Below are 24,250 nucleotides of genomic sequence, written 5' to 3' on the forward strand. Positions count from 1 at the left end.
TTCCTCTATACTTGTGGTGAGGTAGTCTCTTCTTCAAGATCTGATAGAGTTTCATCTTCATTTAAAGAGAGTTTTTCCATAGCAACTAGGATATCACCATCTTTAACATGAACTAAGCGCACACCCTGAGTGGATCTTCCCATAACACGTACATCTTGCATATTAATACGGATAGCTTGCCCTTGTGCTGACATCAATAAGATACTGTCGTGATCTGTAACAGAAATAGCCCCAAGAACATCCCCGTTTCTCTCATTAATAAGGATAGAGCGTACTCCAACACCACCACGATTAGTTTCTCGGAAGTCTCCTACCTGAGAACGTTTTCCGAAACCGTTATCGCAAACAACAAGAACAGATTGATCATCCCTAACAATTTGGCAAGCAACTACACGATCATTTTCATTTTTCAATGAAACACCTCGTACACCACGTGCTGTCCTTCCCATAGGACGCACTTTATCATGAGGAAAACGTACTGCCATGCCTAATCTAGTAAAGAGCATGACTTTTTCTTCTTCACTGGTAATATGAGCAGCAGCGATGAGTTCATCTCCATCATCTATTTCTAAAGCACGAATACCTTTCTTTCTAGGGTTGCTGAAGGCATCAAGAGCTACCTTCTTAACAACACCATGCTTTGTTGCCAGGAATAAGAATCCTGCATTTTCAAAATTCTTAACGTTAAGAACCGCCGCAAGTTGTTCTCCAGGACGGATACCTTCAAGGAAATTAATAATTGGCTTACCCTTAGCCCGTCTTTCACCTTCGGGCAATTGCCATACTTTAAGCCAATAACATTGTCCAAAATTAGTGAAGATTAATAGGTAGTCTTTTGTGGATGCTGAATATACCGCTTTTAAGAAATCTGAACCTTTCTTCATGTCGAATCCAGAAACTCCGTGACCACCACGTTTCTGCTCTCTAAAGACTTTTATAGGCATTCTTTTTACATAATCATCACCTGATATGGTAATAATTACAGGCTCGTTAGTGATGATATCTTCAATATCACGAATATCATCAGCATCAAATTCTATCGTAGTTCTACGAGGAGTTTTATGGACTCTCTGAATATCTTGCAGCTCATTTCTAATAATATCTTTGACTAGACCCTCATCAGCAAGAACACGTTTATAATAAGCAATTTTATTTAGTAACTCGTCGTATTCTTTTTGAATTTTCTCAGCTTCTAATCCTGTAAGTTGATACAAACGCAATTCGAGAATAGCTACAGATTGATACTCGGTAAAACCGAAATTCTCAATAAGCTGATGCTTAGCATGTTCCTTGCTATCACTGTTGCGAATTGTGCGAACAACATCGTCCAAACAAGAAAGAGCTTTTAAGAAACCTTCAAGAATATGCGCACGTGCTTCAGCTTTATTCAATTCATAGCGCGTTCTTCTACGGATAACTTCCGTACGGTGACGTATCCAAGCAGAAATCATTCTATGAATATTCATGGTCCTTGGAAGATTTTTATCCAAGGCAAGCATATTTGCTCCAAAAGTCACTTGAATATCAGTAAACTTGTAGAGACGGTTGATAACAATTTCTGACGATTCCCCTCTCTTTAGCTCAAGAACAACTCGGATACCATCTTTATCTGATTCATCTCGAACATCTGAAATTCCAGCCAAGGTCTTATCATTAACTAGATCTGCAATTTGTTCGATTAACCTGGACTTATTTACATTATAAGGCATCTCAGTAAGAATAATATTCTCTCGATGCTTATCCGCATTCTCTTCTACATGAAGACGTGCACGGACTTTTATTTTACCTCTTCCTGTATGGTATGTAGAGCGAATACCCTCACCCCCACAAATTAGCCCCCCTGTGGGGAAATCAGGACCAGGCATGACTTCTAAGATTTCTTCAATAGAAGCATTAGGATTACTTAATACAAGTAGTGTAGCTTCAATTAATTCCCCAAGATTATGTGGAGGAATATTTGTTGCCATACCTACAGCAATACCAGAAGAACCATTACAAAGAAGATTAGGAAATTTTGAAGGGAAAACGACAGGCTCATGTTTCGTTTCATCATAGTTCGAGACCATGTCTACAGTATCTTTATCTAAATCTTCCATTAGGAAGATTGCGCTATGGGTTAGACGGGCTTCTGTATAACGCATAGCAGCCGCAGGGTCACCATCAATAGAACCAAAGTTTCCTTGACCGTCTACCAATGGGTAGCGCATTGCCCAATTTTGAGCCATACGCACCAATGTAGGGTAAATAACACGTTCGCCATGAGGATGGTAGTCTCCGGAGGTGTCACCACAAATTTTAGCACATTTACGATGCTTGGCTCCAGGAGTAAGATTTAATTGTTTCATCGCATAAAGAATGCGTCTCTGTGAGGGTTTCAAACCATCACGAACATCAGGAAGTGCCCGGGAAATAATCACAGACATAGAGTAACGAAGGTAACTTTCCTTCATTTCTTCTTCTAGATTTTTAGGGACAATGATTTCTTCTTTGTTAAACATAGTGATAACCGTCTCCTAAATATCTAAATTATTCATCTTAACTGATAGAGCATGATTTTCGATAAATTCTCTTCTTGGAGGAACTTCTTCTCCCATAAGCATAGTGAAGATATGATCCGCTTCTACAGCATCTTTTAATGATACACGCACTAAAGTTCTTTGTTCAGGATTCATAGTCGTATCCCAAAGCTGATCTGCGTTCATCTCTCCAAGACCTTTATAACGTTGAATTTCTATTCCCTTTCTTCCAAGGGTTTTAAGATGATCAATGACTTCTTTCAAAGTATAACAGGTGTATGGAAGCGTTTTTGAATCTTCATTTGTAATCACCATCTCAGAGTCTTTTGGATTGAGATAATGACGAATATCTAAACCATAATCGCGGAGTTCTTCTTGGATCTCTGCAAAAATAGCTGTTTTATACAATTCAATAACTTTTACAGAATCTGGATCTTCTGATGCTAAAATCTCTTCGTCTTTCTCTTCTGTAGAATGGAAATAACGTCCTCCTTGCTTTCCACTCTTTGGAGGACAGTAGTATAGAGGATATCCTGAAATTTCATTTCGCATCTCTAAGAATTCAGAGAAAGGCACAGCTTTCTTCTCTAGAGCAACTATAAAGTTTTCTACGTTTAAAATAAGCTTCACAAAGCTATCCAAAGCTTCTCCGCTTATTTCACGATCTCCATTTTTAAAAACAAGCTTACTATCTCCTACTCCTAGTGTTAAGAGGTAATCATCCATTTCTTTTTCAGAAAGGATATAGCGGAAATCTTTTTTCTTACTTACTTTATATAAAGGAGGTTGGGCTATATAAACGCATTCATTTTCAATTAATGCAGTCATATGACGATAGAAGAATGTTAATAGTAGTGTGCGAATGTGGGAACCATCAACATCAGCATCTGTCATAATAATTATACGTCGATAACGTAACTTACTTAAATTGAAATTGTCCGAACCAATGCCACAACCCAAAGCTGCTATGATCGTTCCAATCTCTTGGTTCTGGAAAATTTTTTGTAAACGAGCTTTCTCTACGTTTAAGATTTTACCTCGAATAGGAAGGATAGCTTGGAAACGACGATCCCTACCTTGCTTAGCTGAGCCTCCAGCAGAGTCTCCCTCCACAATGTACATCTCACATTTTTCGGGATCCTTTTCTAAGCAATCGATAAGTTTTCCTGGAAGTCGTGCACTATCTAAAGCACTTTTCCTTAACGTTAGCTCTCGAGCTTTCTTCGCAGCCTCTCTAGCTTGAGCTGCAATAAAAACTTTCTCAACAATCATTTTGGCTATTTGAGGATTTTCCTCGAAAAATGTTGTTAGAGTTTCTCCTGTAATCTGTTGTGACACAGATCCTACATCACTGTTTCCTAATTTCTGCTTAGTTTGACCTTCAAACTGAGGGTTAGGAACTTTAACAGAAACTACCGCGGTGAGTCCTTCGCGGATATCTTCTCCTGTTAAGGACAATTTGTCATTTTTAGCTAGATTGTGAGCTTTAATATAAGCATTAAGTACACGAGTTAATGCGGTAGAGAATCCTGTAAGGTGCGTCCCCCCTTGACGGGTAGGAATATTATTTGCATAGGAATAAATTAACTCAGAGTATCCAGAATTCCATTGAAGAGCTGCTTCAAATTCAATATCGCCGTCATCTCCCGCACGAATCCCTGAAATATAAATAGGCTCAGGAAAAAGACTTTCTTTATTTTGGTTTAAATAACTAACAAAAGATTGGATTCCCCCTTCATAGAAAAAAACAACCTTATCAAAACTCACATCACGGTCATCTTCAAAAACGATGGTTACGCCTCGATTTAAGAACGCGAGTTCTCTTAGCCTTTTAATGAGAATAGAACGATCGAAAACACAAGAGGAAAAGATTTTATTATCGGGATAGAAAGTAATTTCTGTTCCTTGCTTATCCGCAGCTCCTAAAGCTTGCAAAGCTGTTACAGGAATCCCTCTAGAAAACTCCATTTGATAAGCTTGCTTGTCTTTATAAACTGTTGCGATAAGTTTTTCTGCTAAAGCATTAACACAAGACACGCCAACGCCATGCAATCCTCCAGAGACTTTGTAACTATCTTTATCAAATTTTCCACCAGCGTGAAGTACAGTGAGAACAACTTCTAGAGCAGAAACATCTCTACCTTGTTTTTTAGATTCTTTTTCATGAATCTGTATCGGAATACCTCGACCGTTGTCGGATATAGTAATACCGCCATCTTCTAAAATCCTTACATGGATTTCAGAACAAAAACCCGCCATAGCTTCGTCGATACTATTATCCACAACTTCATACACTAAATGATGAAGTCCTGTAATCCCAGTATCTCCAATATACATCCCAGGACGCTCACGAACGGCTTGAAGCCCTTCTAAAACGGTAATAGCTGAGGCGTCGTAACTTTTTTCTTTTGCGTCCATACATTATCCTAACAAAAACTGTATTTCCTTGATCTTAGCGTGAGGAACTACTTGGTGCAAGCGAGCGATTAAACTACTTTGATGCGTTTGCTTTAGCGAAGCGTATAAAGAAGAATTGTAAATCTTTACCAATAGAATATGATCCTTAAATCCTAAAGCTTGGAACATTCCATTATACTTTGTTCCTAACATTTCATTCCATGCTTCTATTACTTCTTTAGGGTTGGCAGCAACAATGTGCTCTATCTTCTTTAAATACCCGTTTAAGTAATGCTTTGCATGTTTAATTGTAGAAGCTGTTTTTTTAGAAGTTTTCGTTTTGTGCAACTCTCGATTTTTAAAGAAAGGAAACATAAAACACCTAAAAGAAATACAACATAAATGTCTAATCATACGTTGCATTAAAAGAATGCCTTATATCCAGCAACACGAAAAAAGTCAATATAGCTTTAAACGTTACTTTTGGCGATCTTTTCTAGACAACAACATGACTTATTCATGTCGTGTTTTTGATAAAAATTAAACAACAATCAAACAAAATATTTAAGAAGGGAAAATTTTTTCATGCATAAATTTATTAAAAATTGAAACCATGCTAGTTGATTCTTCAGACCAGTCACTTTTCTTATCTCTCACCTTTTCTTCATAATCACTCTCACTCATTTCCTTGAATGTATCCTTATTAACGATCTGTTTTCTAGGCAATAGGTCTAAAACCACTGAACACCCGAAAGTAATTGGAATAACAAGGATAAATGTGAGAAGTGCTATCAAAACAAGCGCAAGCAAAATAATAGTCTGAAAGATACTAGCGATAAATTCTAGAATTGTTAGAACAATTCCCAAGCCTAAAATCTCTGCAATCCCTCTGAAATAGTGGCCTCGCGTATAAGAGGTCATACTTTGTGTATGGTAGTTACCATCACCCAGATCCTCAATAATAACGCGATTCACTCCGGTATCACGTCCGAAAGTTGCATTATATTCGGAAATTGCAGCAATACGTTTTACACCAACAAATATTCCGACTATAGGAATTGAGCCCAAAAGATTCATTCCTGCATTATCTGGCAATAAAGAGATATCAAAAGGCGAACCTAAAGGAGTTTTAGGACCTAAATTTATAAAACCTGACATAGACCCACCCTTATTTCTTTGTAAATCTCTAACAACCAGGAAAAAGGATAGGTTATAACAAAAAATCCCTCAAGGAAAATCATTATCTGAAAATGTATATTTTTATTCAGAAACCTAGAAATTGATTCAGCCCACTTTAATGTGTGGGCTCGATTTATTATTGGACTAAAAAACTTTCTTTGTATTTCGTGTCAAAGAAGTCTTTCACAGAATCACTCTCAAATAATTGACGTAGTTTTTGAATTCGTGGATCATTTATGTCTTCAGCACGCACGACAACAATATTAGTATATTTAGATGTGAGCACATCTTCTAAACAAAGACTATTTTTATGGGGATAAAATCCGGCAGCAATAGCAAAATTTCCAGGAATAACGGCAGCATCTACATCAGGTAACGAAGATACCAATAAAGGTGCTGCTATCTCTATAATAATAACTTTTCTATCTCCACAACTACAAACATCTTTTGCAGTAATATCTAGGTTAGAAACTTCGTTATAAGCAATTAAACCACAATCTCGCAATAGATCCAAGGCACGTTGTTCATTTGTTCTATCTATAGGAACAGCTATGCGTAATTGCTTTTTATTTTTAAGCTCTTCAAGAGACTGAATTTTATTAGAATATAATCCCATAGGTTCTAAATGTACTTTAGCTAAAGCAATCAGCTTTCCCTCACATTGATAACGTGAACATTCATCTTTTAAAAAATCTTCATGTTGAAAGTAATTCGCCTCTATTTGTTTATCTAAAAGCAAACGATTGGGCACGCGATAATCATCTACAGGAAGTATTTTAAGATATAATCCCAAAGATTTTGCTTCTTTTTGCAAGCTGTAGAGAAGCTGTGCGTGTGGTGTAGGACTTGCAGCAATGCGTACAATCTCCTCAGAATTTTTATTACATCCAGTTAAAGAGACTAGTAAAGCAATTAGAACTAGTATTTTTATTTTTTTCATAAAATCCCCCGACGTCTTAATATACGCCGGCCCCAAGTATCTCCTAAAACCCGGATACCCTCAATAAAAAACAAAGTAATAACCAACACAGATAAAGTTATAGAAAAGTCAAAACGATAGTAGCCATATTGCAATAAAATCTGCCCTAATCCTCCACCTCCAACGAATCCAGCAAAAGTAGAACAAGCAATTAGGTGTACGATTAACGATTTTAATGAGAAGATCAGCTGAGGAAAAATTTCTGGGAAAAGAATATCTTTTACTATTTTCAATTTAGGTATCCCTAAAGCAATAGAGGGCTCAACACATGTCAATGCTCCTGTACGCAACGCATCGGAAACAAAAGAAGCCACTAGAGGCAAAGCTCCAAAAGTTAAAGGGACTATGGAGGCCGTTGCTCCTAAAGATGTTCCCACGATCCATCGCGTTACTGGGAATAGGATAACAATTAAAATAGCAAAAGGAATAGCCGTGAGGAAGCTCAGCACAACGGAAGTTACTGAATAGACGCTCTTCATTGGTTTTAAGCCATAGGGAGCTGTTACAAAAAGTCCTAATCCTAAAAGCCCACCTAGAATTGATGAGAAGAAGAAAGATGCAGCCACCATATACAGGGTACTTCCCGTTTCTTTAATTAACAGATAGAGCATATCTATTTGCATATTTCACCCTCACTATCTTGACTTCTGGAATTGTTGTATAATAACTCCCTTGTCTATAAGAGTCTCTTTTGCTCGATCTCTTTGTTCTCTATTTCCAGATAAAGCCACAATCAAGAAACCCAAGGGGGCCTTACGAAAGAGATTGATATCTCCAGAAAGGATATTGATAGCTATCTCTCCATTTTGGATCAGTTGACTGATCATTCCTTGAACTGCTAAACCTTTTGGGAAACCTAATCTCAAAATTTCCTCATTCTCTCTATGATCGTAGATTCCTTTAGCAATTGAATTCATATGAAAAAGTTCTTCGGTAACCGAGCTATGAGGACTTAAAAAAAGCTTCTCCGTAGGGCCCAATTCTTCAACAGCACCTTGATGCATAACTAAAGTTTGACAACAAAGTTTTTTAATTACCTCAATTTCATGAGAAACAAAAACTTGAGTAATCCCTCTTTCCTCATTTAACTGTAGTAATTTATCAGTAACATCTTCTGTAGATCTTGGATCTAAGGCTGAGGTAATTTCATCACAAAGCAAAACAATGGGATCAGATACAATAGCTATAGCGATAGCGACCTTTTGTTTCTGTCCCCCACTTAATCTACTAGGGTATGCATGCTTCCTCTCATACAAATTTAAGAAATACAAAGCATCGTCTACTTTCTCTTCAATTAGAGATTTCGTCATATCGGGATAACGAATCTTCAAAGGATAAGCTATATTTTCGAATACTGTTTTTGCTAAAAACAATCCGCAGTTTTGAGAAATATAAGCAACTCGCTTGGCAAAAACTAAACGTGAAATTCTTTTATTTGAGTCAAGATTATGAAATCCTGCAATGGAGATAGATCCTGAGGTTGGTGAAATTAAGAAGTCTAAACAACGCAATAACGTACTTTTTCCAGAACCACTATGTCCAATGATTCCAAAAATTTCTCCCGGGTCAACAGAGAAAGAAATATCGTTTAAAATACGATGATTCCCTATTTCTTTATTTAAATTTTTTACAGAAATGATAGGAGAGTCTTTCTCAAACACAAAATGAACCCGAAAATTTATAAAAATCACGTCTGTGTTATTAACACAAGACCTATGTTTCAAGATCGAGTTTAATGTTTGAAATATAAAAAGTGAATAGGGATTAAATTATGAAAATCCCTATTTATGACACCCGCTTAACACACTTGAAATTCATTCTTGTTATAAGAGTCTAGGAAGAATTGTTCCTGCTATTTTTCTAGACAGAATAAGTCGTATTAAGTCTCGTTCAGAAATCCCTAAAGCATCGCGCAGACAATCAATTTGGCGATAGGTAAACAACCCTAGAGAGTATCCGCCCAATATTAATGTCGATAGAAGAGAGCCCACGGCTTCCTTACCTGCATAAGGAAGATAATTTTTCACACGTGACTGTAATTTTGGTGCACCACGAACAGCTCGTAGAAATGAAAACATCATAGATGTAGATGTGGGTGGATGATCAGCTAAGAACATTGTCACTTCCTCATATGCTCTATTTAGATTGTCATTACCACCATTCCATATGTCATAACCTAATCCCGCTGCAGTTATTGGCAAGCTTTCACTCAATTTCTCGAACATACTCCGGGATTCTCTGATAAGATTCTCACCTTGTTCTTGAGATGTTTCTGCCAAGTCTCCCACTATCGTGATTGCACGTACGCTATAAGGATCAATATTTTCATACAGTATTTCAATCGCATTTTGCGGATTTGGTAGAGGTTCACCTTCTGAATCTAAATCATTGATACGCATAATTGCTTTTATATCCGGATTTCTATCGCCGTGTATAAACACCAAAGCTCCAAGAATATTCCCAGAATTCAACATCTCAAGGATGATCATTTTATCTTCTTCGGATCTTCTTAATGCCTGTACAGAACCCACGATATTCGCAGCAAGACTCTGATTACATAGACACCAACCAGACAATAATACATTTAAACTAACTAGAGCTGCTGTATAGGCTGTCTGTTGATCCTCAACGCTCTCTATTAACTGATTCGATTTTTTCAATATCCGAATAATATCAAATAATTTTTCTGAACATTTAGGATCTTTAAAAGCATCATGCAACCAAAAAGCGCCTAAAAGATCGCTTGAAAATGCATCTTTTCCGTTATAGGTAATACATAATATTGGATGGCTATCCCTACCAAAAATTGGGAGAGTAAACATTGAGAGTATTTCCCCATTAGTTACAGGTGGCTCTCCTCTTCTCACCTTATCCCAAAATCTCGACACTCCTCCGCAAAAGTTAGAAAATACTTTACAGGCGTTTCGATGCTCTTTTTCGTATTTCGAATGTGTATCTATTCCAGGATATATAGTTCCCTCCTCAGCAAGATCAAGTAACCGCAATAGATTGCTTTGAAATAGGGAATCTACGTCCATTTCTACTGATGGCCCGGCAACAGGTTCAGGAACAACGCCTGGGCTTACTTCTTCCTCAACTTGACTTGGAATTTCTGGAGGCAATGAGGGTCCTTCTCCAGGAGTTGGGGTAGGAGTTTCTGTTGGTTCTTGTTCTTGGGTAGGCACTGTAGAGACTGGCGGTATAGTTGGTAAGGTTGGTGTAGGAGCTGGTGTGGGTGTGGGTGAAGACACTTGAGTTGAAACCAGTCTCGGACCTCTAGGTCGAGTTCTCGAACCATATCGTGGAGGTCGTGTGATTTTCTGTGGTTCTATATTCCGTATTAAATCTAAGGAGAAATTAGCAAACACTTCTCGAAGTTCTGTGGAAGCTGCAGAAAGCTCAAAAAGTACTTTTCTAATTTTGAGAAAATAAGAGGCAAAAAATATTAAAGATACTGCTGTCGCAACAATAAGAGCTAACCCCAGTACTATGCTGAAGGCAACAGGAATTCCTGGAATCAATTGAAGAATAAGAATCGTTAATAATAAAACAGCTGCAACCACTGCTGAAATCAAGCTGATAATTTGTGATTGTCTTATTTTACATGCGGTATCTTTCTGTTTTGGGGTAATAGGGGGAGATTCCGTGTGGTTATCTGCAGGAGGATGCGGATTGATTGCAGGTTGTGACATTTAATTTTTACTCTAAAACAAATGAAGTGCTACTCCATTTTAAATGTTTAAAGGTTTTTAAAAGTATAGTTTTTTATTTTTCAATGATTGTTTATAAAGATTCTTGACAAATCTTATTGATTACCCACAAACTGACCATTGTTACCACTTAAGGAGTCTCAACTGTATGTCGAAGATATATGATTTGCTAGGCAATGACGCGGAAAATTTGTTGAAATACGAATGCAAACATATCCCTAAAGAAAGCCTTACTCTCCCCTCTCCTGACTTTATTGATAAAGTTTTCTTTTATTCTGATAGAAGTAATCTCGTATTAAGATCTTTGCAATCTATGTTCGCTCATGGAAGGCTGGGGAATACTGGCTATCTTTCAATTCTCCCAGTAGATCAAGGCATAGAACATACGGCCGGGGCATCTTTTTCCCCAAACCCTATTTATTTTGATCCAGAAAACATCGTTCGATTAGCCATTGAAGGCGGTTGCTCTGCAGTAGCCTCTTCTTATGGGGTTTTGAGCCTACTTTCAAGAAAATATGCTCATAAAATCCCCTTTATGTTGAAGCTGAACCATAATGAGCTTCTATCTTATCCAACAACATATCATCAAATTTTCTTTAGCCAAGTAGAAAGTGCTTATAATATGGGTGCTGTTGCTGTGGGAGCAACGATTTATTTTGGTTCCGAGACATCTTCCGAAGAGATTGTTGCAGTCTCTCGAGCTTTTGCGAGAGCTAGGGAATTAGGCTTAGCCACAGTATTGTGGTGTTATTTACGAAACTCTAACTTCGTGACTAATGGCGTAGATTATCATACAGCTGCAGATCTAACTGGTCAGGCAGATCATTTAGGAGCAACTTTGGGTGCTGATATCGTGAAACAGAAACTACCTACACGTCAGGGTGGTTTTAAAGCTATCAAATTTAGTAAAACAGATGATAGAGTATATTCTGAACTCTCTTCGGATCATCCAATAGACCTCTGTCGTTACCAGGTGCTCAACAGTTACTGTGGTAAGGTAGGTCTTATTAATTCCGGAGGCCCCTCAGGAAAAGATGATTTCGCAGAGGCAGCGAAAACTGCTGTGATTAACAAGAGGGCTGGAGGTATGGGATTAATTTTGGGAAGAAAAGCTTTTCAAAGACCTCTTACCGAAGGCGTACAATTATTAAATTTGATTCAAGATATTTACTTAGACCCGAGTATTACAATAGCGTAATCTAATAGAAGGCTCTTATGCATACCCATTCAAAACCATCAAAACCCCTGGGCACGTTTACTGTTGGAATGTTATCTCTAGCAGTAGTGATTAGTTTAAGAAACTTGCCCTTAACAGCAAAGCATGGCTTATCAACACTTTTTTTCTATGCCCTTGCCGTAGGCTGTTTTATGATCCCCTACGCGCTTATTTCAGCCGAACTAGCATCTTTTAAACCTCAAGGAATCTATATCTGGACTCGTGATGCCTTGGGTAAATGGTGGGGGTTCTTTTCTATATGGATGCAATGGTTTCATAATATGACCTGGTATCCTGCAATGCTTGCTTTCATAGCAAGTACACTTGTATATAAAATCAATCCGGATCTGGCCCATAATAAAATCTATTTAGCGACAGTTATTCTTGCTGGATTTTGGGGACTGACTTTTTTTAATTTCTTCGGAATTAGTACGTCAGCTCTTTTCAGTTCGGTCTGTGTTATTATAGGAACTTTAATTCCAGGAGCCATTTTAGTCACTTTGGCTATTTTTTGGATCGTCTTTGGAAATCCCATAGCTATTTCTCTTTCTTGGGGCGATCTACTTCCTGAAATTAATGGTATGTCATCTTTTGTATTGCTTGCGGGCATGCTTTTAGCTCTCTGTGGATTAGAAGCTAATGCTAACCTGGCTTCGGATATGGTAAATCCTAGAAAAAATTACCCTAGAGCCGTATTTATTGGAGCAATTGCCACATTAGCTATCTTGGTTTTAGGATCACTTTCTATAGCTATCGTTATTCCTAAAGAAGAAATTAGCCTAGTTTCAGGTCTTGTTAAAGCATTTTCCCTATTCTTTGATAAGTACAATCTTTCTTGGATGACTAGTATTGTTGTTGTTATGACAATTGCCGGATCCCTAGGGGAACTGAATGCATGGATGTTCGCAGGAACTAAAGGACTATTCGTCTCTACACAAAACGATTGTCTTCCTAGAATGTTTAAAAAAGTAAACTCGAGGAATGTTCCTACAAACCTTATGCTATTTCAAGCAGTTGTAGTTACCTTGTTTACTTTAATCTTTTTATGCTTAGATTCAGCAGACTTAGCCTACTGGATTCTTAGTGCATTAAGCATACAAATGTATTTAGCTATGTACATTTGTTTGTTTATCGCGGGCCCGGTTCTTCGTATTAAAGAACCAAAAGCACAACGTTTGTATTCAGTTCCCGGGAAATTTTTTGGTATCTGTCTACTTTCATTCTTAGGAATACTTTCCTGTTTATTTGCCTTATGGATTAGCTTTTTACCTCCTCAAGAGGTTACGCAGTTGTCAGGAGCTGGTAAAATAGGTTATTCAGCCTTCTTACTATTAGCCTTTTCTACAAACTGCATGATACCTTTTGGTATTTACTATGCTCATAAGAAACTAATCAAATAGGTCTAATACAACCATTGAAGCAATTCCTTAAAAATTTTTAAGGAATTGCTTTTTCATATTTTCTAGCTTCTCTTTTAAGTAAAGCACCCGGAAAACAGAAAATCGAATTTAAATAGCTATTCTTCGAATAAGTTGGGAAATAAAACTTCTAAGAAACGGCCTGAAGAAATTACACTGGTTAAATCTTCTACATTTACTCCCAGATGATTCGCCATTACCTCTAGCTCTCTTCTATTAGCTATCCCCGCACTGAATAAGCCTACAATCATCGGTTTAAATAAAGATTTCCAATGACTTATAGGCATGGCTTTTATGAGCAATCCTTGAATAAAACTCTGATATTTAGAATGGCTATGAAGAAGTTCTATAAGCAAAAAGGGGTTAGCAACTAAGCCATAATAATTATCCCTAATAAATTCGTTTAAATCGAAAATTCCGTTTAAATTTCTTGCTAAAGCAAATCTAAATTTCCAAGAAGAACATGAAGGTAAATTCAAGCAAAAAGTCATTCTCAAGTTTAGATTATCGATAACAGAACGTAACGAAGGGTCATTTTGTATATATCCATCAGAGTTCATCCCACGACGAATCTTATGGCATTCTGTAGCAGCTAAAGCTTGAATAGATCCTTCCAAAAACTCAGCAAATCTATCACGTAAATCGGGTTCCGCTCGCGAGAAAATTAGCTGAACAAAATTGCCACTTTCTAAATAAGCTCGAACATCTTCAGTAAGAAGATCAGGATTATAAGATTCTAGAATATCTATACACGGCTCGCCCATATATAAACCGTAAAGCCAAAGATTAAATGACTGTAGAGCTCTACAGATATAAGTAGGATCTCCGTGATTGATACGCCAAGATTCAGCAATTTCTATAAAATTCCCAAGTAAGAAACGATTAATATCAGGCTTTTCAAGAACAAGAACAATAAAGTCTACAAAAGAGTGCTGTATTAAAAGTTCACTCCAAATTTGCAAACAATAACAAAGCGAGGTCTCTTTTTCTCTAGAACGTATTGAAGGAATAAATAGATCCTTAATTTCCCTAACTATCCCTTGAATTAAGTTTCCTGAAACCTGACCACAATGTACAACAGCTTTAGTAAAGGTAGAAGTAAAACTCATTAGAGACGTTTCTAGGCTTTCTACTCGTGTAGAAATATTATTTCTATACTCTGAATTCTCTCTGTAAAATGTTCCTCTAATAAATACATGTTCAGGAACGCCATCTGATAATGTTGGAATTTCCGTTTCTTTAATCTGCTCAGGAAGAGATAAGTTTAGTAGTGTTTGTAGAAAAATTTGTTCCTCTTTAGAAAATTCCATTTCATCAGGAAGAGTGATTTTTGGAAAAATTCTCTTTTCTGCATTTAAAATGAAAATTAAAACCAAACCCAATAAACATACCGATGTAGCAATACCAGAAAAGAAAAGTAACGCCATCAAAGATGTGAGAACATTAGATCCAACAAGTACTGCACCTACAATAGCAAGAACAACAACGATAGAAAAAAAGATGACCATGATAATGACATCTCTAGAAACACATCGCTTGTACCCATGAGTATCTAAAGGTAGATCCGGGGGATCTTTTTTAGAATGTAAGTGAAATATAGAAGAAATAAAGACCTTTATGAAATTAAGTAATCAAATAATAATTTAAAAAGAACTATTAACTGAAAAAGAAAAAGTTTAAAAATCCTGTGATTAAGAAGAATATCACCATCGACATAATATCATTTAATGCAGTAACTATAGGTCCTGAGGCTAAAGCAGGATCCACTCCTAATTTCACAAAGAAAAATGGTGAAAGCACTCCTAAAGTTGTAGCTGTTAATGATGCTCCCAACACTCCAGCTGCTACAGTAACTCCTAACTGCAACCCGCCTCCAGAAAAGAGATTCATACCTATAAATCCCATAAGATAAACAACAATCCCACAAAGAATCCCTAAGGCAACTCCTGTTAATAAACCAATGCTCATCTCTTTAAAGATTGTTTCTCTACGGCGTCCAAAAGAAAGCGTCCCCGTAGCCATACTTCGGACTAAAATTGTACTACACTGAACACCAACATTTCCAGACATCCCATTAATTAAAGGAATAAAGAAAATAACCAGAGCCAATAATGAGGGGGCAATTTTTTGAAAGTATGCCATTACCGAAGCACTGACCAACCCCGCACAAAGAGTTACTAATAACCAAGGTGCTCTAAGTAAAAATCTCTGAACAACATGACAGCTATGATATCCCACATCTTCCGTGGTCCCTGCCATACGCGCTATTGTTTCGTCAGCAATATCTTCTATAGCCTCTACAACATCTTCATAAGTAATAGCACCTATTAAGAAATTTTCTTCATCAACAACAGGTAGAGCAGCTATCTTATAACGTTCTACTAAGTCAACAACTTCTTCTCTAGTTGCATCAGGCAAAACTTTATGCTCTACCTGATTCATAATCTGCTTTAAAGAAATTTCAGGGGGGTTAATTATTAAACTTCTATCAGTAACAACACCTTGAAGTTCTCCTTTAAAATCCAAAACAAAAACAAGTCGAGTTAAATCTATCCCAGGATTATTTCTAATACATGCAGAAACATCCTTAACAGTAGTTTCCATCAAAAATGCAAAGAACTCATTAGTCATAAGTCTCCCTGCAGTATTGCGGCCATGTTTCTGCAAGTCGCGAATTTTTAATGATTTTTTAGAATCGATCAATTCTAATATTCTACGATAGCGTCGATCAGGGATATCATCTAAGACCCATACAGCTTCGTCTGGGGGCATCTGATCAATGAGTGCACAAACTTCTATATCAGTCAACTTACGAAAAATAGCCCATCGAGAAGCAGAATCTGTATTAATAATGAAAGCTACTCGAGATGCTATACATGAGAGATTTTTATAAAGAATCGCACGAGAATCTGGAGGAAGGCAAGAAACGGCATAGGCTAAATCTATAGGATTATACTCACTGACAATCTTGGAAAGATCATGAGAATGTATATCGGTAGATAAACAAGTAAACGCTTTCTCCAACTTAAAACTTAGCTCATCATCCAGATGACTAGTTTTTGAATCCATTAAGTTTCCTGAACCAAGAGCCGCGTCTAGTTTCTCTTCGCCTCTGTTTTGTTCACCCACCATAGTTTACCTCTTTGATTAGCTACGACTTCATGAAATGCATGTCCAGCTCTTAAATTTGCTAAACATGGATCATTCAGCCATCGTGATTCTGTGATTTTGAAACCAAAATCTACAGAACGCATTACCATCGCCCAAGCCTGACCAATCTCTTTTTTAACAGCATAGAATTTACCTAGAGTATAGTAAGCCTCACCACACCCTAAAGCAATCGCCTGTTCTAAGTATACCTTAACGAACTCTTCAGATTCCAAAGAACGTCGCTTCCAGAATAGAAATAACCAGGCTTCTCCTAATAAGAGTAATAAATCCTCTTGATCAGGATATTCATCGATTAATGGATTTAAAATAATCAAAGCTTCTTCGACCTGAGCTTCATCTTGCAATAGTTTTCCTTTTCCTAAAAGGGTAGAAGCAAGAATAATTTTAGCTCTGAAAGACTGCTTCTCCTCATCTATATTAGATAATAAGGCGTACGCCTCGTCATAATAATCTTGAGATTCTTGAAGCTCGGCCAGCAAATAGCAAGAATGTCCCCATAATTCCAAGATCTCCATTCGATGAGTAAGATCCCAAGCTTTACGATAATAGAATAAAGACTCTTCTAAATAAATTTCCTTATAAACAAGATCTGTTGTCACCTCGGCCAAACATTTTAAAGCAAGGCCTCGATCACTCCAAAATAAAAATACTTCAGGGCGTAAAGAACATAGTCTTTTCACTACTCCAACAGCTTTCTGAAGTAATCTTACATTCTTTTTTCTCACACCCCAGGCAAAATATACATCAAATAATTTCTGCCAACTGTTGATATTTTCGGAATCCCATTCAATACAAGATTTAAAACAAGAAGCAGAGGCTGCGAAATTAGCATCATCGCCAAAATATAAAGCAGAGCAAAGCTGAACCACTCCTAAAGCATGAATTAAATGAGAATTGCCGGGGAAAGCTCTCATAGCAGCAACTAATCGTATCCGACTTTCTCTGAATAAATTTGGCTCATCCAAGTATAATCCCAATACAGCTATACCGTTAGCTAATAAAGCAGAAAGAAGAATAGGATCGGCCCCTTTCTTCTGAGCTGAAGCCAACTTATCTAAACCCATTTCTATATGTTTCATATTACTGTTAAGCCAGCCGGAACGAATTAATAATTCTCCCCATAAAACCCACAATTCAGCAATATGAGGAAAAGCTTGAACAGTTTGATACAATATCCTATTTGCCTGATGAAAATGTTCTTTTTCATAAGTAAGATCAAATAGTCTTACCTTAGCCACAGCATAGCTATAACGATAATTTTCATAAGCAGAGTTATCAATATAACGATTAAAACTTAAGAAAATTGCCTTAGATAAATGGTCTATAGCTTGCTGTAGGTATGAAGAATTTCCTGATTCTAATCCGAGAATTTGTAGGCATTCAGCATAATCTGCATGAGCACTTGCTCGATGTGGAAGCAAATTTAATACCTTAAGAAAAGAATTTAAACTTCGTGCGAGAGCTTCCTTTTCTTTATTCTTATAATATAATGTCAAAAAAGTCTTGCCTATAACTTCATATACATAGGCAGTAGCTGAATGAGAGGCCTCTTCATGTTTTTCTCCCCGACAAAAGTGTTGCCAACCCAAGTTATTATCTAAATGAGGATTAATTTTTAGTAATTGTTCCATCAAATGAAAATCTTTAACGACATGATCAAGAAACGTCGCATCTCCAGTTAAAGAAAACAATTCAAAATTCGCACATATTTTAGCTGAGCATAGAGACAGTCTGTCTGAAGAACTGATTCCCAATTTTTTGAATAAAATGTCTATGTATGATAAACCGTCTATTAAAATCTGAGAGTTCTTCTTATTAATGCCATAATGCATTCCATAGAAGATAACCTTCTTTAGGATCACAACGTGATCGCGAGTAAGCATCAATAAACTTTCAGACAGAGATAAATATCCCTCTCCGATTTCTGAACTTCCCTCTAAATCTATCAATTCAGAAACAAGAAAATCTACAAATGCTTCAGAGCAACCGAATTCATCGAATACATCGGATTGTCTATGGAAATTTTTAGAAGAAATGAAAGGTAAGGATGATCCCATCTTGTGACTGCTGTACTGTCATATTCTTTCCTCATATCTAGAGGATGTTCTAAAAGATTGAATTTCTATCCCCAATGCAGGATACAATCCCAGATAATATACTACTGTTTAAGATTTTCCGAGACGAAAAGATAAGAATTTCAAAACTGATATATTTAGATATTAAATATAAGAGCGTCTGACAGAAAAACTTTGGGACTAGTTTAGCGTATTTAAGTTTTTCATCAAAAATATTTTACATGAGAATACTAAAAGAAACCCAGTCTATATAACGCTTTAAGACCTTGTATCTGTAGAATTAGTCTCTGCCTCACTACCCTGACTATCTTCTAGAGTTGGAGCAGTGACAACGGCTATTCCGGGATAAACAGGAAGGTGCGAATTTGGATAATATTGGGCAGAGATATGCGATCCTGAAACAATCTGACCATCTTTAAATAGGAACATACAAGTCGGCTGGAAACATCCAATCAAGTAGTGACTAAATTGTCCCAATCCCTGACGTGTACCACCACCTTCGAATTTAAAATTACGTTGAGGATTAGCTAACCACAACCCACGAGAACGGATAACATCATCATTCCAATCTCTTTCTACACACGCATAGGCAACACGACCTGCTAAAGGATTAAGTAACCCGTAAAAGACCGTCATCATTGTAGCCGTGCCATAAAAAGGAGCCCTAAGCATATTGACCAAAGATCGGGACATTTCCCTAACAATATCTTTGAAAATAAAACGATCTTCTATGGAAATATCCTTTTTAGAAAAGTATTGGATGACCATTTGCAAAAGTATATGAAAGGGGATCACAATAAATCTAATTAAGTTATAGATCATCTTAATAAGAACAACGAAAGGGGTGGCAATTAGAGGGAAAACGAAAGTTGGAATTCTATAATCCACACCATCTGGATAATAATACACTAGTGCCACACCAGAATTGGTTGCATCTAAAGTAGATAAATCTATATGGCTTTCATGAACTCTCTCTTGAATATTCTCCTTCTCACCCTCCTTAGGTATAGAATAGTAACATACAGGCATAGGAGCCCAGATTCTATTCCCAAAAGGTTTAATTACTGAACCGGATAGAACATCTACCTTTTTGCTAATCCTATGTAAAATGTACATTCCACCGGTTAATAAAATAGTTGGAATAGCCACTGCCACCACAACCGAAACCCATGTCATAACAAATGCTTGCAGTTGCAGGGTGCCAAGAAGCATCGCTAATAAAACCAAAGTGATCAATACGGATAATGCTAACAAAGCAACACGTGTTTGACGATTTGCCTGATACTTTTCTAAATCCAAATGAGTATGGGAATTCTTTGTGAGCTTTGTTTGGAAAGTATTCTTCCATTCTTCTTGGTCTGGAAAACTACTAGATCTAACGGGGGCTAATTTTTCATTAACCGTGGGCAAATTAAAACAAGACATGTTACACTTTTAAAAAGTTTTTATTTTATTTCAATTTCAAAGAAAAGAAATCCTCGAACCACTATACTCTCATTACGCTTTTATTAAAATTTTTTAGTACCATTCATGAGAAAGAAAATCGCAAAATCAAGTTATAATCTCCTATTACTGGGAAGCATGCTAATAGGCTTGGTCCTAGCTTCCTTTAATTCCCCCATAATTTTTCAAAGTGCAGAAATTGTATCAGGAATTTTTTTAAAACTGTTAAGGTTTTTAAGTCTTCCTCTAGTATTTTTTGCTATTGGGTCAACGATTACATCAATTAAAAATTTTCAGATAATGTTGTCCTTGGGTAGAAAAATCTTATACTACACACTACTTACTACAATTATAGCTGCCACAGTCGGTCTAGGATTGTTTATTATTATCTATCCTGTCATGCCTTTAGAAGGTAGTTTAGAAACATCTTCAACCACATGCTCAACAGGCTATCTTAAGGTATTATCAACTACTATTCCTGGGAATATTCTAGAGCCATTTATAGATAATAATGTTATTTCAGCCACATTTTTAGCCGCTTTGCTAGGAATCGCCTCTCTATTTCTCCCTGAAAAAGAAAAGGATTTTACTCACACACTATTTTCGACATTCTTTTCTATACTTTTGAATATTGCTAAAGGTGTTCTTAAGTTACTTGCTCCGGCCACACTAGCTTTTTCTATTCTCTTCTATAAAGAAGTTACACAGAGTCAAGGAAACTTGGTTATCTTTAGTAAGTATCTTCTTTGCGTAGTGGGAGCTAACTTAATCCAAGGGTTTATTGTTTTACCATGGCTGTTGAAAGCAAATAAGCTTTCACCTTTGAAAATTGTTAAGAGCATGTCTCCAGCATTAGTTACAGCATTCTTTTCAAAATCTTCAGCCTCCACTCTACCTCTAACAATGGAATTAGCTGAAGAAGAACTCAAAATTAAACCCTCATTATCAAGACTGGCCTTTCCTTTATGTTCTGTTATCAACATGAACGGTTGTGCTGCCTTTATTTTAATTACAGTACTCTTTGTAGGAACATCTAATGGTCTTAGCTTTTCTTTACTTTCCATGATCGGTTGGATATTTATTGCAACGTTATGCGCGATTGGTAATGCCGGGGTGCCTATGGGATGCTTCTTCCTTGCATCTTCTTTGATCACTTCAATGCATATCCCCCTACATTTATTGGGATTAATTCTCCCTTTCTACACTATATTAGACATGATCGAAACATCATTAAATGTCTGGTCTGATTGTTGCGTTGTTAGTATGACAGACAAACACTTTTCGGATAAACTTGTTGAATTAGGGTAAATATAAATGAACAAAAGTCAGACCCACTTTTCTTCAAGACTAGGATTTATTTTCTCTATGATGGGGATAGCTGTTGGCGCTGGAAATATCTGGCGTTTCCCTAGAATTGCGGCGCAAAATGGTAGTGGAGCCTTTATCTTAATTTGGCTTCTATTCCTATTTATCTGGTCAATTCCTCTGATTGTTATAGAGCTTTCTCTAGGGAAATTAACTAAAAAAGCTCCTATAGGAACGTTAATTAAAACAGCGGGACCTAAATGCGCATGGTTAGGAGGCTTTGTTACTTTAGTGACAACGTGTATCTTAGCCTACTACTCTAATATCGTTGGATGGGGTCTGAGCTATTTTTACTATTCAATTTCTGGAAAAATTTACGCCGGGAATAATTTTTCTCAGTTATGGGAGACTCATTATCAAAGTTCTTTTCCTCTACTGTTCCATTTCTTGTCTTTATTTCTAGCCTATATGATTATTCGTAAGGGTATTGTACAGGGTATTGAGAAGTGCAATAAAATTCTTATCCCCTCATTCTTTGTCTGTACTCTAGTACTCCTCCTTAGAGCAGTGACTCTACCTAATGCTGTTCAGGGAATCAAACAACTTTTCACTTTTGATTTTGCCTCACTTTCTAGTTATAAGTTATGGTTAGAAGCTCTAACACAAAATGCTTGGGATACAGGAGCTGGATGGGGGTTGCTCTTAGTGTATTCTGGATTTGCTTCAAAAAAAACCGGCGTCGTTAGCAATGGAGCTCTTACCGCTATATCGAATAACTTGGTTTCCCTAATTATGGGGATTATTGTATTTGCCACATGCTCTTCCCTAGATATTTTAGGGACTACACAGCTACAACAAGGCGCGGGATCTTCAAGCATAGGCATAGCTTTCATCTACCTACCAGAACTATTTACTAGAATTCCTGGATCTACATATTTACCAGCTATTTTCAGTTCTATATTCTTCCTTGCCTTTGCTATGGCAGCTCTCTCATCAATGATTTCAATGCTGTTTTTGTTATCACAAACTCTTTCAGAATTTGGAATAAAAAAGCACGTAGCGGAGTCCTTAGCAACAGTTATAGCTTTTATCCTTGGCGTACCCTCATCTTTAAGTCTTGCAATATTTGCAAACCAAGATACTGTTTGGGGAATTGGATTAATTATTAATGGTCTTATTTTTATCTATGCCGCAATTAGTTATGGGTTAACACATTTAAAAAAGAAAATCATTAATGCAGTTCCAGGAGATATTCACCTCAATAAAGTTTTTGATTCTATGGTAAAATATTTACTTCCTATTGAAGGGATTGTGTTACTCTCGTGGTATTTTTATGAGGGGCTTTTTCCTGAAGACGGGCACTGGTGGAATCCTATATCGGTATATAGTCTTTCTAGTTTGATTTTACAGTGGTCTATTGGGTTAATTATTTTATGGTCATTAAATAAAAAACTTTCTAAACGCTTTGCTTTCTACAACTTAGAAAATTAAAAGCTTATATCTTGATATATTCTCTTCCTTAAGATATCCTATCTTAAGTTTTATTATTTTTTCCCAAGATAACTTAAGGAAGCATATGGCAACAACATCAGTATCTTCACCCAGTCAAACACAAACTCAAGAGGGTTCACTAGATAGAGTTTTACTGAGCTTCAATGGAAAAATAAATGAATTGCAAAGAAAGGTGGAAAGCCTTGAAGGTAAAGTTAATCAAATAGATAGAGTTTCCTCCCTAGCTCTTACTACGGGTGATAATGTAGCCGCAGATCTAACTCATTTAAGAGATGAAGTTATAGAGCTAAAAGGATGTTTAGCTACGGTTACGGAATTGTTAATTCAATCAGGTTCTTCAGGAACCCCCGGAGCCACGCCTCGTTCGGAAGGCACCAGTTACGTAGTAGGACGCACACCTCCTTCTCTTTGTTCTAAACTCACAGCATTAGCGTTAACAATTTTAGCTTTAATCTCTATCACAATGCTTATTATTTGTATCGTTGCTGTTTGTGGTGGTTTTCCTTTATTTATTTCTCTACTTAACATGTATACAGTTGGTGCTTGTATATCCCTACCCATTATTTCGTGTGCCGCAGTTTCAATGATGATTCTTTGCTCACTGTCTATCGGCTCTTTATTAAGAAGCAGACCCGCAATCTATATGATCAATAATTCTCAAATAGAATCTTAATTATTATAAAAGAATATTTAGGAGAAACTAAGTATTATGACCTCTGTAAGAAATGATTTAAATCCGGCCGATACCACACTCCCATCTTCTTTATTAAATCCGAGTGATCTTGCAACACAATTATCCAATCTTCAAACGACTCTAGCCGGGATACAGCAACATCCTTTAGGTGGATGGCCGCAACATCCTACAGGACCTGGTATAGATCAGAATTATCTGATGCGTATGATGCAGTCTCATATGGCAACTACTGCAACATCAGTGGCCGAATTAAGAACCGAAGTTACTGCAATAAAAACAAGATTGCAGGGATTATCTACCCCAACAGGTGTTTGCAGTGGTCCTATGGCCCTAGCCTCGTTTCTTTTGGCGATCTCTTTAGTCGCTATTATCATTATTGTCTTAGCCTCTTTAGGCCTTGCAGGTATATTACCTCAAGCCGCAGCTATTTTAGTTAATACAGCAAACTCTGTATGGGCTATTGTTAGCGCTTCAATAGTCACAGTAATCTGCCTAATTAGCGTATTATGCGTAACGCTAATTCGACATCATAAACCACTGCCTATTGAAACTGGACCTTCGGGAAATTAAAAAATAAATTATATAAATTTATTCTTTGTTTAATCTCCTATACTCACCTTGAAATTAATTAATTT

The 24,250-nt window shown here is 36.8% G+C and carries 18 protein-coding genes; 6 read left to right on the forward strand and 12 right to left on the reverse strand.

Annotated elements, in window-relative coordinates; translation table 11 throughout:
• Nucleotides 1-5 precede the first annotated feature (5 nt).
• The 8 genes from gyrA to O1W70_RS00345 all read right to left on the reverse strand — a co-directional run bounded on the left by gyrA (nt 6) and on the right by O1W70_RS00345 (nt 10,763).
• Nucleotides 6-2,498 carry a DNA topoisomerase (ATP-hydrolyzing) subunit A gene (gyrA, locus tag O1W70_RS00310; protein WP_375797238.1) on the reverse strand — a complete coding sequence of 831 codons (2,493 nt, stop codon included), beginning with the start codon at nt 2,496-2,498 and terminating at the stop codon, nt 6-8.
• Nucleotides 2,499-2,513: 15 nt separating this feature from the next.
• Nucleotides 2,514-4,934 carry a DNA topoisomerase (ATP-hydrolyzing) subunit B gene (gene gyrB / locus O1W70_RS00315; RefSeq protein WP_332381424.1) on the reverse strand — a complete coding sequence of 807 codons (2,421 nt, stop codon included), beginning with the start codon at nt 4,932-4,934 and terminating at the stop codon, nt 2,514-2,516.
• Between the two features lie 3 nt (nt 4,935-4,937).
• A complete protein-coding gene (locus O1W70_RS00320) occupies nt 4,938-5,288 on the reverse strand; it encodes a DciA family protein (RefSeq protein WP_213240915.1) in 351 nt (116 codons plus the stop codon).
• A gap of 189 nt (nt 5,289-5,477) precedes the next feature.
• Nucleotides 5,478-6,071: a hypothetical protein gene (locus tag O1W70_RS00325; RefSeq protein WP_332381423.1), complete on the reverse strand. Its 594-nt coding sequence runs from the start codon at nt 6,069-6,071 to the stop codon at nt 5,478-5,480.
• A gap of 157 nt (nt 6,072-6,228) precedes the next feature.
• Nucleotides 6,229-7,032 (reverse strand): MetQ/NlpA family ABC transporter substrate-binding protein, encoded by an 804-nt coding sequence (locus O1W70_RS00330; protein ID WP_332381422.1) that lies wholly within the window; start codon nt 7,030-7,032, stop codon nt 6,229-6,231.
• On the reverse strand, nt 7,029-7,694 hold the full coding sequence (locus tag O1W70_RS00335; RefSeq protein WP_332381421.1) for an ABC transporter permease subunit: 666 nt from the start codon (nt 7,692-7,694) through the stop codon (nt 7,029-7,031). The genes O1W70_RS00330 and O1W70_RS00335 overlap by 4 nt, the downstream gene beginning before the upstream one ends.
• A 12-nt stretch (nt 7,695-7,706) precedes the next feature.
• Entirely contained in the window at nt 7,707-8,732 is a 1,026-nt protein-coding gene (locus tag O1W70_RS00340) for a methionine ABC transporter ATP-binding protein (protein WP_332381420.1), read from the reverse strand.
• Nucleotides 8,733-8,894: 162 nt separating this feature from the next.
• Nucleotides 8,895-10,763: a CT214 family putative inclusion membrane protein gene (locus O1W70_RS00345; protein WP_332381419.1), complete on the reverse strand. Its 1,869-nt coding sequence runs from the start codon at nt 10,761-10,763 to the stop codon at nt 8,895-8,897.
• A 166-nt stretch (nt 10,764-10,929) separates the two neighbouring features.
• On the opposite strand from O1W70_RS00345, the gene O1W70_RS00350 reads away from it, so the two are divergent.
• The gene (locus tag O1W70_RS00350) at nt 10,930-11,979 is read left to right on the forward strand and encodes a class I fructose-bisphosphate aldolase (protein ID WP_332381418.1); all 1,050 of its coding nucleotides are present in this window, start codon (nt 10,930-10,932) and stop codon (nt 11,977-11,979) included.
• Between the two features lie 17 nt (nt 11,980-11,996).
• Nucleotides 11,997-13,397: an amino acid permease gene (locus O1W70_RS00355; RefSeq protein WP_332381417.1), complete on the forward strand. Its 1,401-nt coding sequence runs from the start codon at nt 11,997-11,999 to the stop codon at nt 13,395-13,397.
• A gap of 116 nt (nt 13,398-13,513) precedes the next feature.
• Here the strand turns inward: O1W70_RS00355 and O1W70_RS00360 are convergent, their stop codons facing one another.
• The 4 genes from O1W70_RS00360 to O1W70_RS00375 form a co-directional block, all read right to left on the reverse strand.
• Nucleotides 13,514-14,923: a CT214 family putative inclusion membrane protein gene (locus tag O1W70_RS00360; protein ID WP_213240899.1), complete on the reverse strand. Its 1,410-nt coding sequence runs from the start codon at nt 14,921-14,923 to the stop codon at nt 13,514-13,516.
• A gap of 148 nt (nt 14,924-15,071) precedes the next feature.
• Nucleotides 15,072-16,484 carry a magnesium transporter gene (gene mgtE, locus O1W70_RS00365; protein WP_117274764.1) on the reverse strand — a complete coding sequence of 471 codons (1,413 nt, stop codon included), beginning with the start codon at nt 16,482-16,484 and terminating at the stop codon, nt 15,072-15,074.
• A gap of 26 nt (nt 16,485-16,510) precedes the next feature.
• Nucleotides 16,511-18,643 carry a lipopolysaccharide assembly protein LapB gene (locus O1W70_RS00370; protein WP_213240897.1) on the reverse strand — a complete coding sequence of 711 codons (2,133 nt, stop codon included), beginning with the start codon at nt 18,641-18,643 and terminating at the stop codon, nt 16,511-16,513.
• A 276-nt stretch (nt 18,644-18,919) separates the two neighbouring features.
• Nucleotides 18,920-20,086, reverse strand: a complete 1,167-nt coding sequence (locus tag O1W70_RS00375; protein WP_213240895.1) for a hypothetical protein — start codon at nt 20,084-20,086, stop codon at nt 18,920-18,922.
• A gap of 105 nt (nt 20,087-20,191) precedes the next feature.
• Here O1W70_RS00375 and O1W70_RS00380 point away from each other — a divergent pair, with 105 nt between their 5' ends.
• The 4 genes from O1W70_RS00380 to O1W70_RS00395 all read left to right on the forward strand — a co-directional run bounded on the left by O1W70_RS00380 (nt 20,192) and on the right by O1W70_RS00395 (nt 24,185).
• Nucleotides 20,192-21,412, forward strand: a complete 1,221-nt coding sequence (locus O1W70_RS00380) for a dicarboxylate/amino acid:cation symporter (protein ID WP_213240893.1) — start codon at nt 20,192-20,194, stop codon at nt 21,410-21,412.
• A gap of 6 nt (nt 21,413-21,418) precedes the next feature.
• On the forward strand, nt 21,419-22,900 hold the full coding sequence (locus O1W70_RS00385; protein ID WP_213240891.1) for a sodium-dependent transporter: 1,482 nt from the start codon (nt 21,419-21,421) through the stop codon (nt 22,898-22,900).
• Nucleotides 22,901-22,985: 85 nt separating this feature from the next.
• The gene (gene incB, locus O1W70_RS00390) at nt 22,986-23,594 is read left to right on the forward strand and encodes an inclusion membrane protein IncB (RefSeq protein WP_213240889.1); all 609 of its coding nucleotides are present in this window, start codon (nt 22,986-22,988) and stop codon (nt 23,592-23,594) included.
• A 36-nt stretch (nt 23,595-23,630) separates the two neighbouring features.
• A complete protein-coding gene (locus tag O1W70_RS00395; protein WP_213240887.1) occupies nt 23,631-24,185 on the forward strand; it encodes a hypothetical protein in 555 nt (184 codons plus the stop codon).
• The last annotated feature ends 65 nt before the right edge of the window (nt 24,186-24,250 follow it).

Origin of the sequence: Chlamydia sp. 16-02 (assembly GCF_042235055.1) — a bacterium.
Taxonomy (GTDB): domain Bacteria; phylum Chlamydiota; class Chlamydiia; order Chlamydiales; family Chlamydiaceae; genus Chlamydia.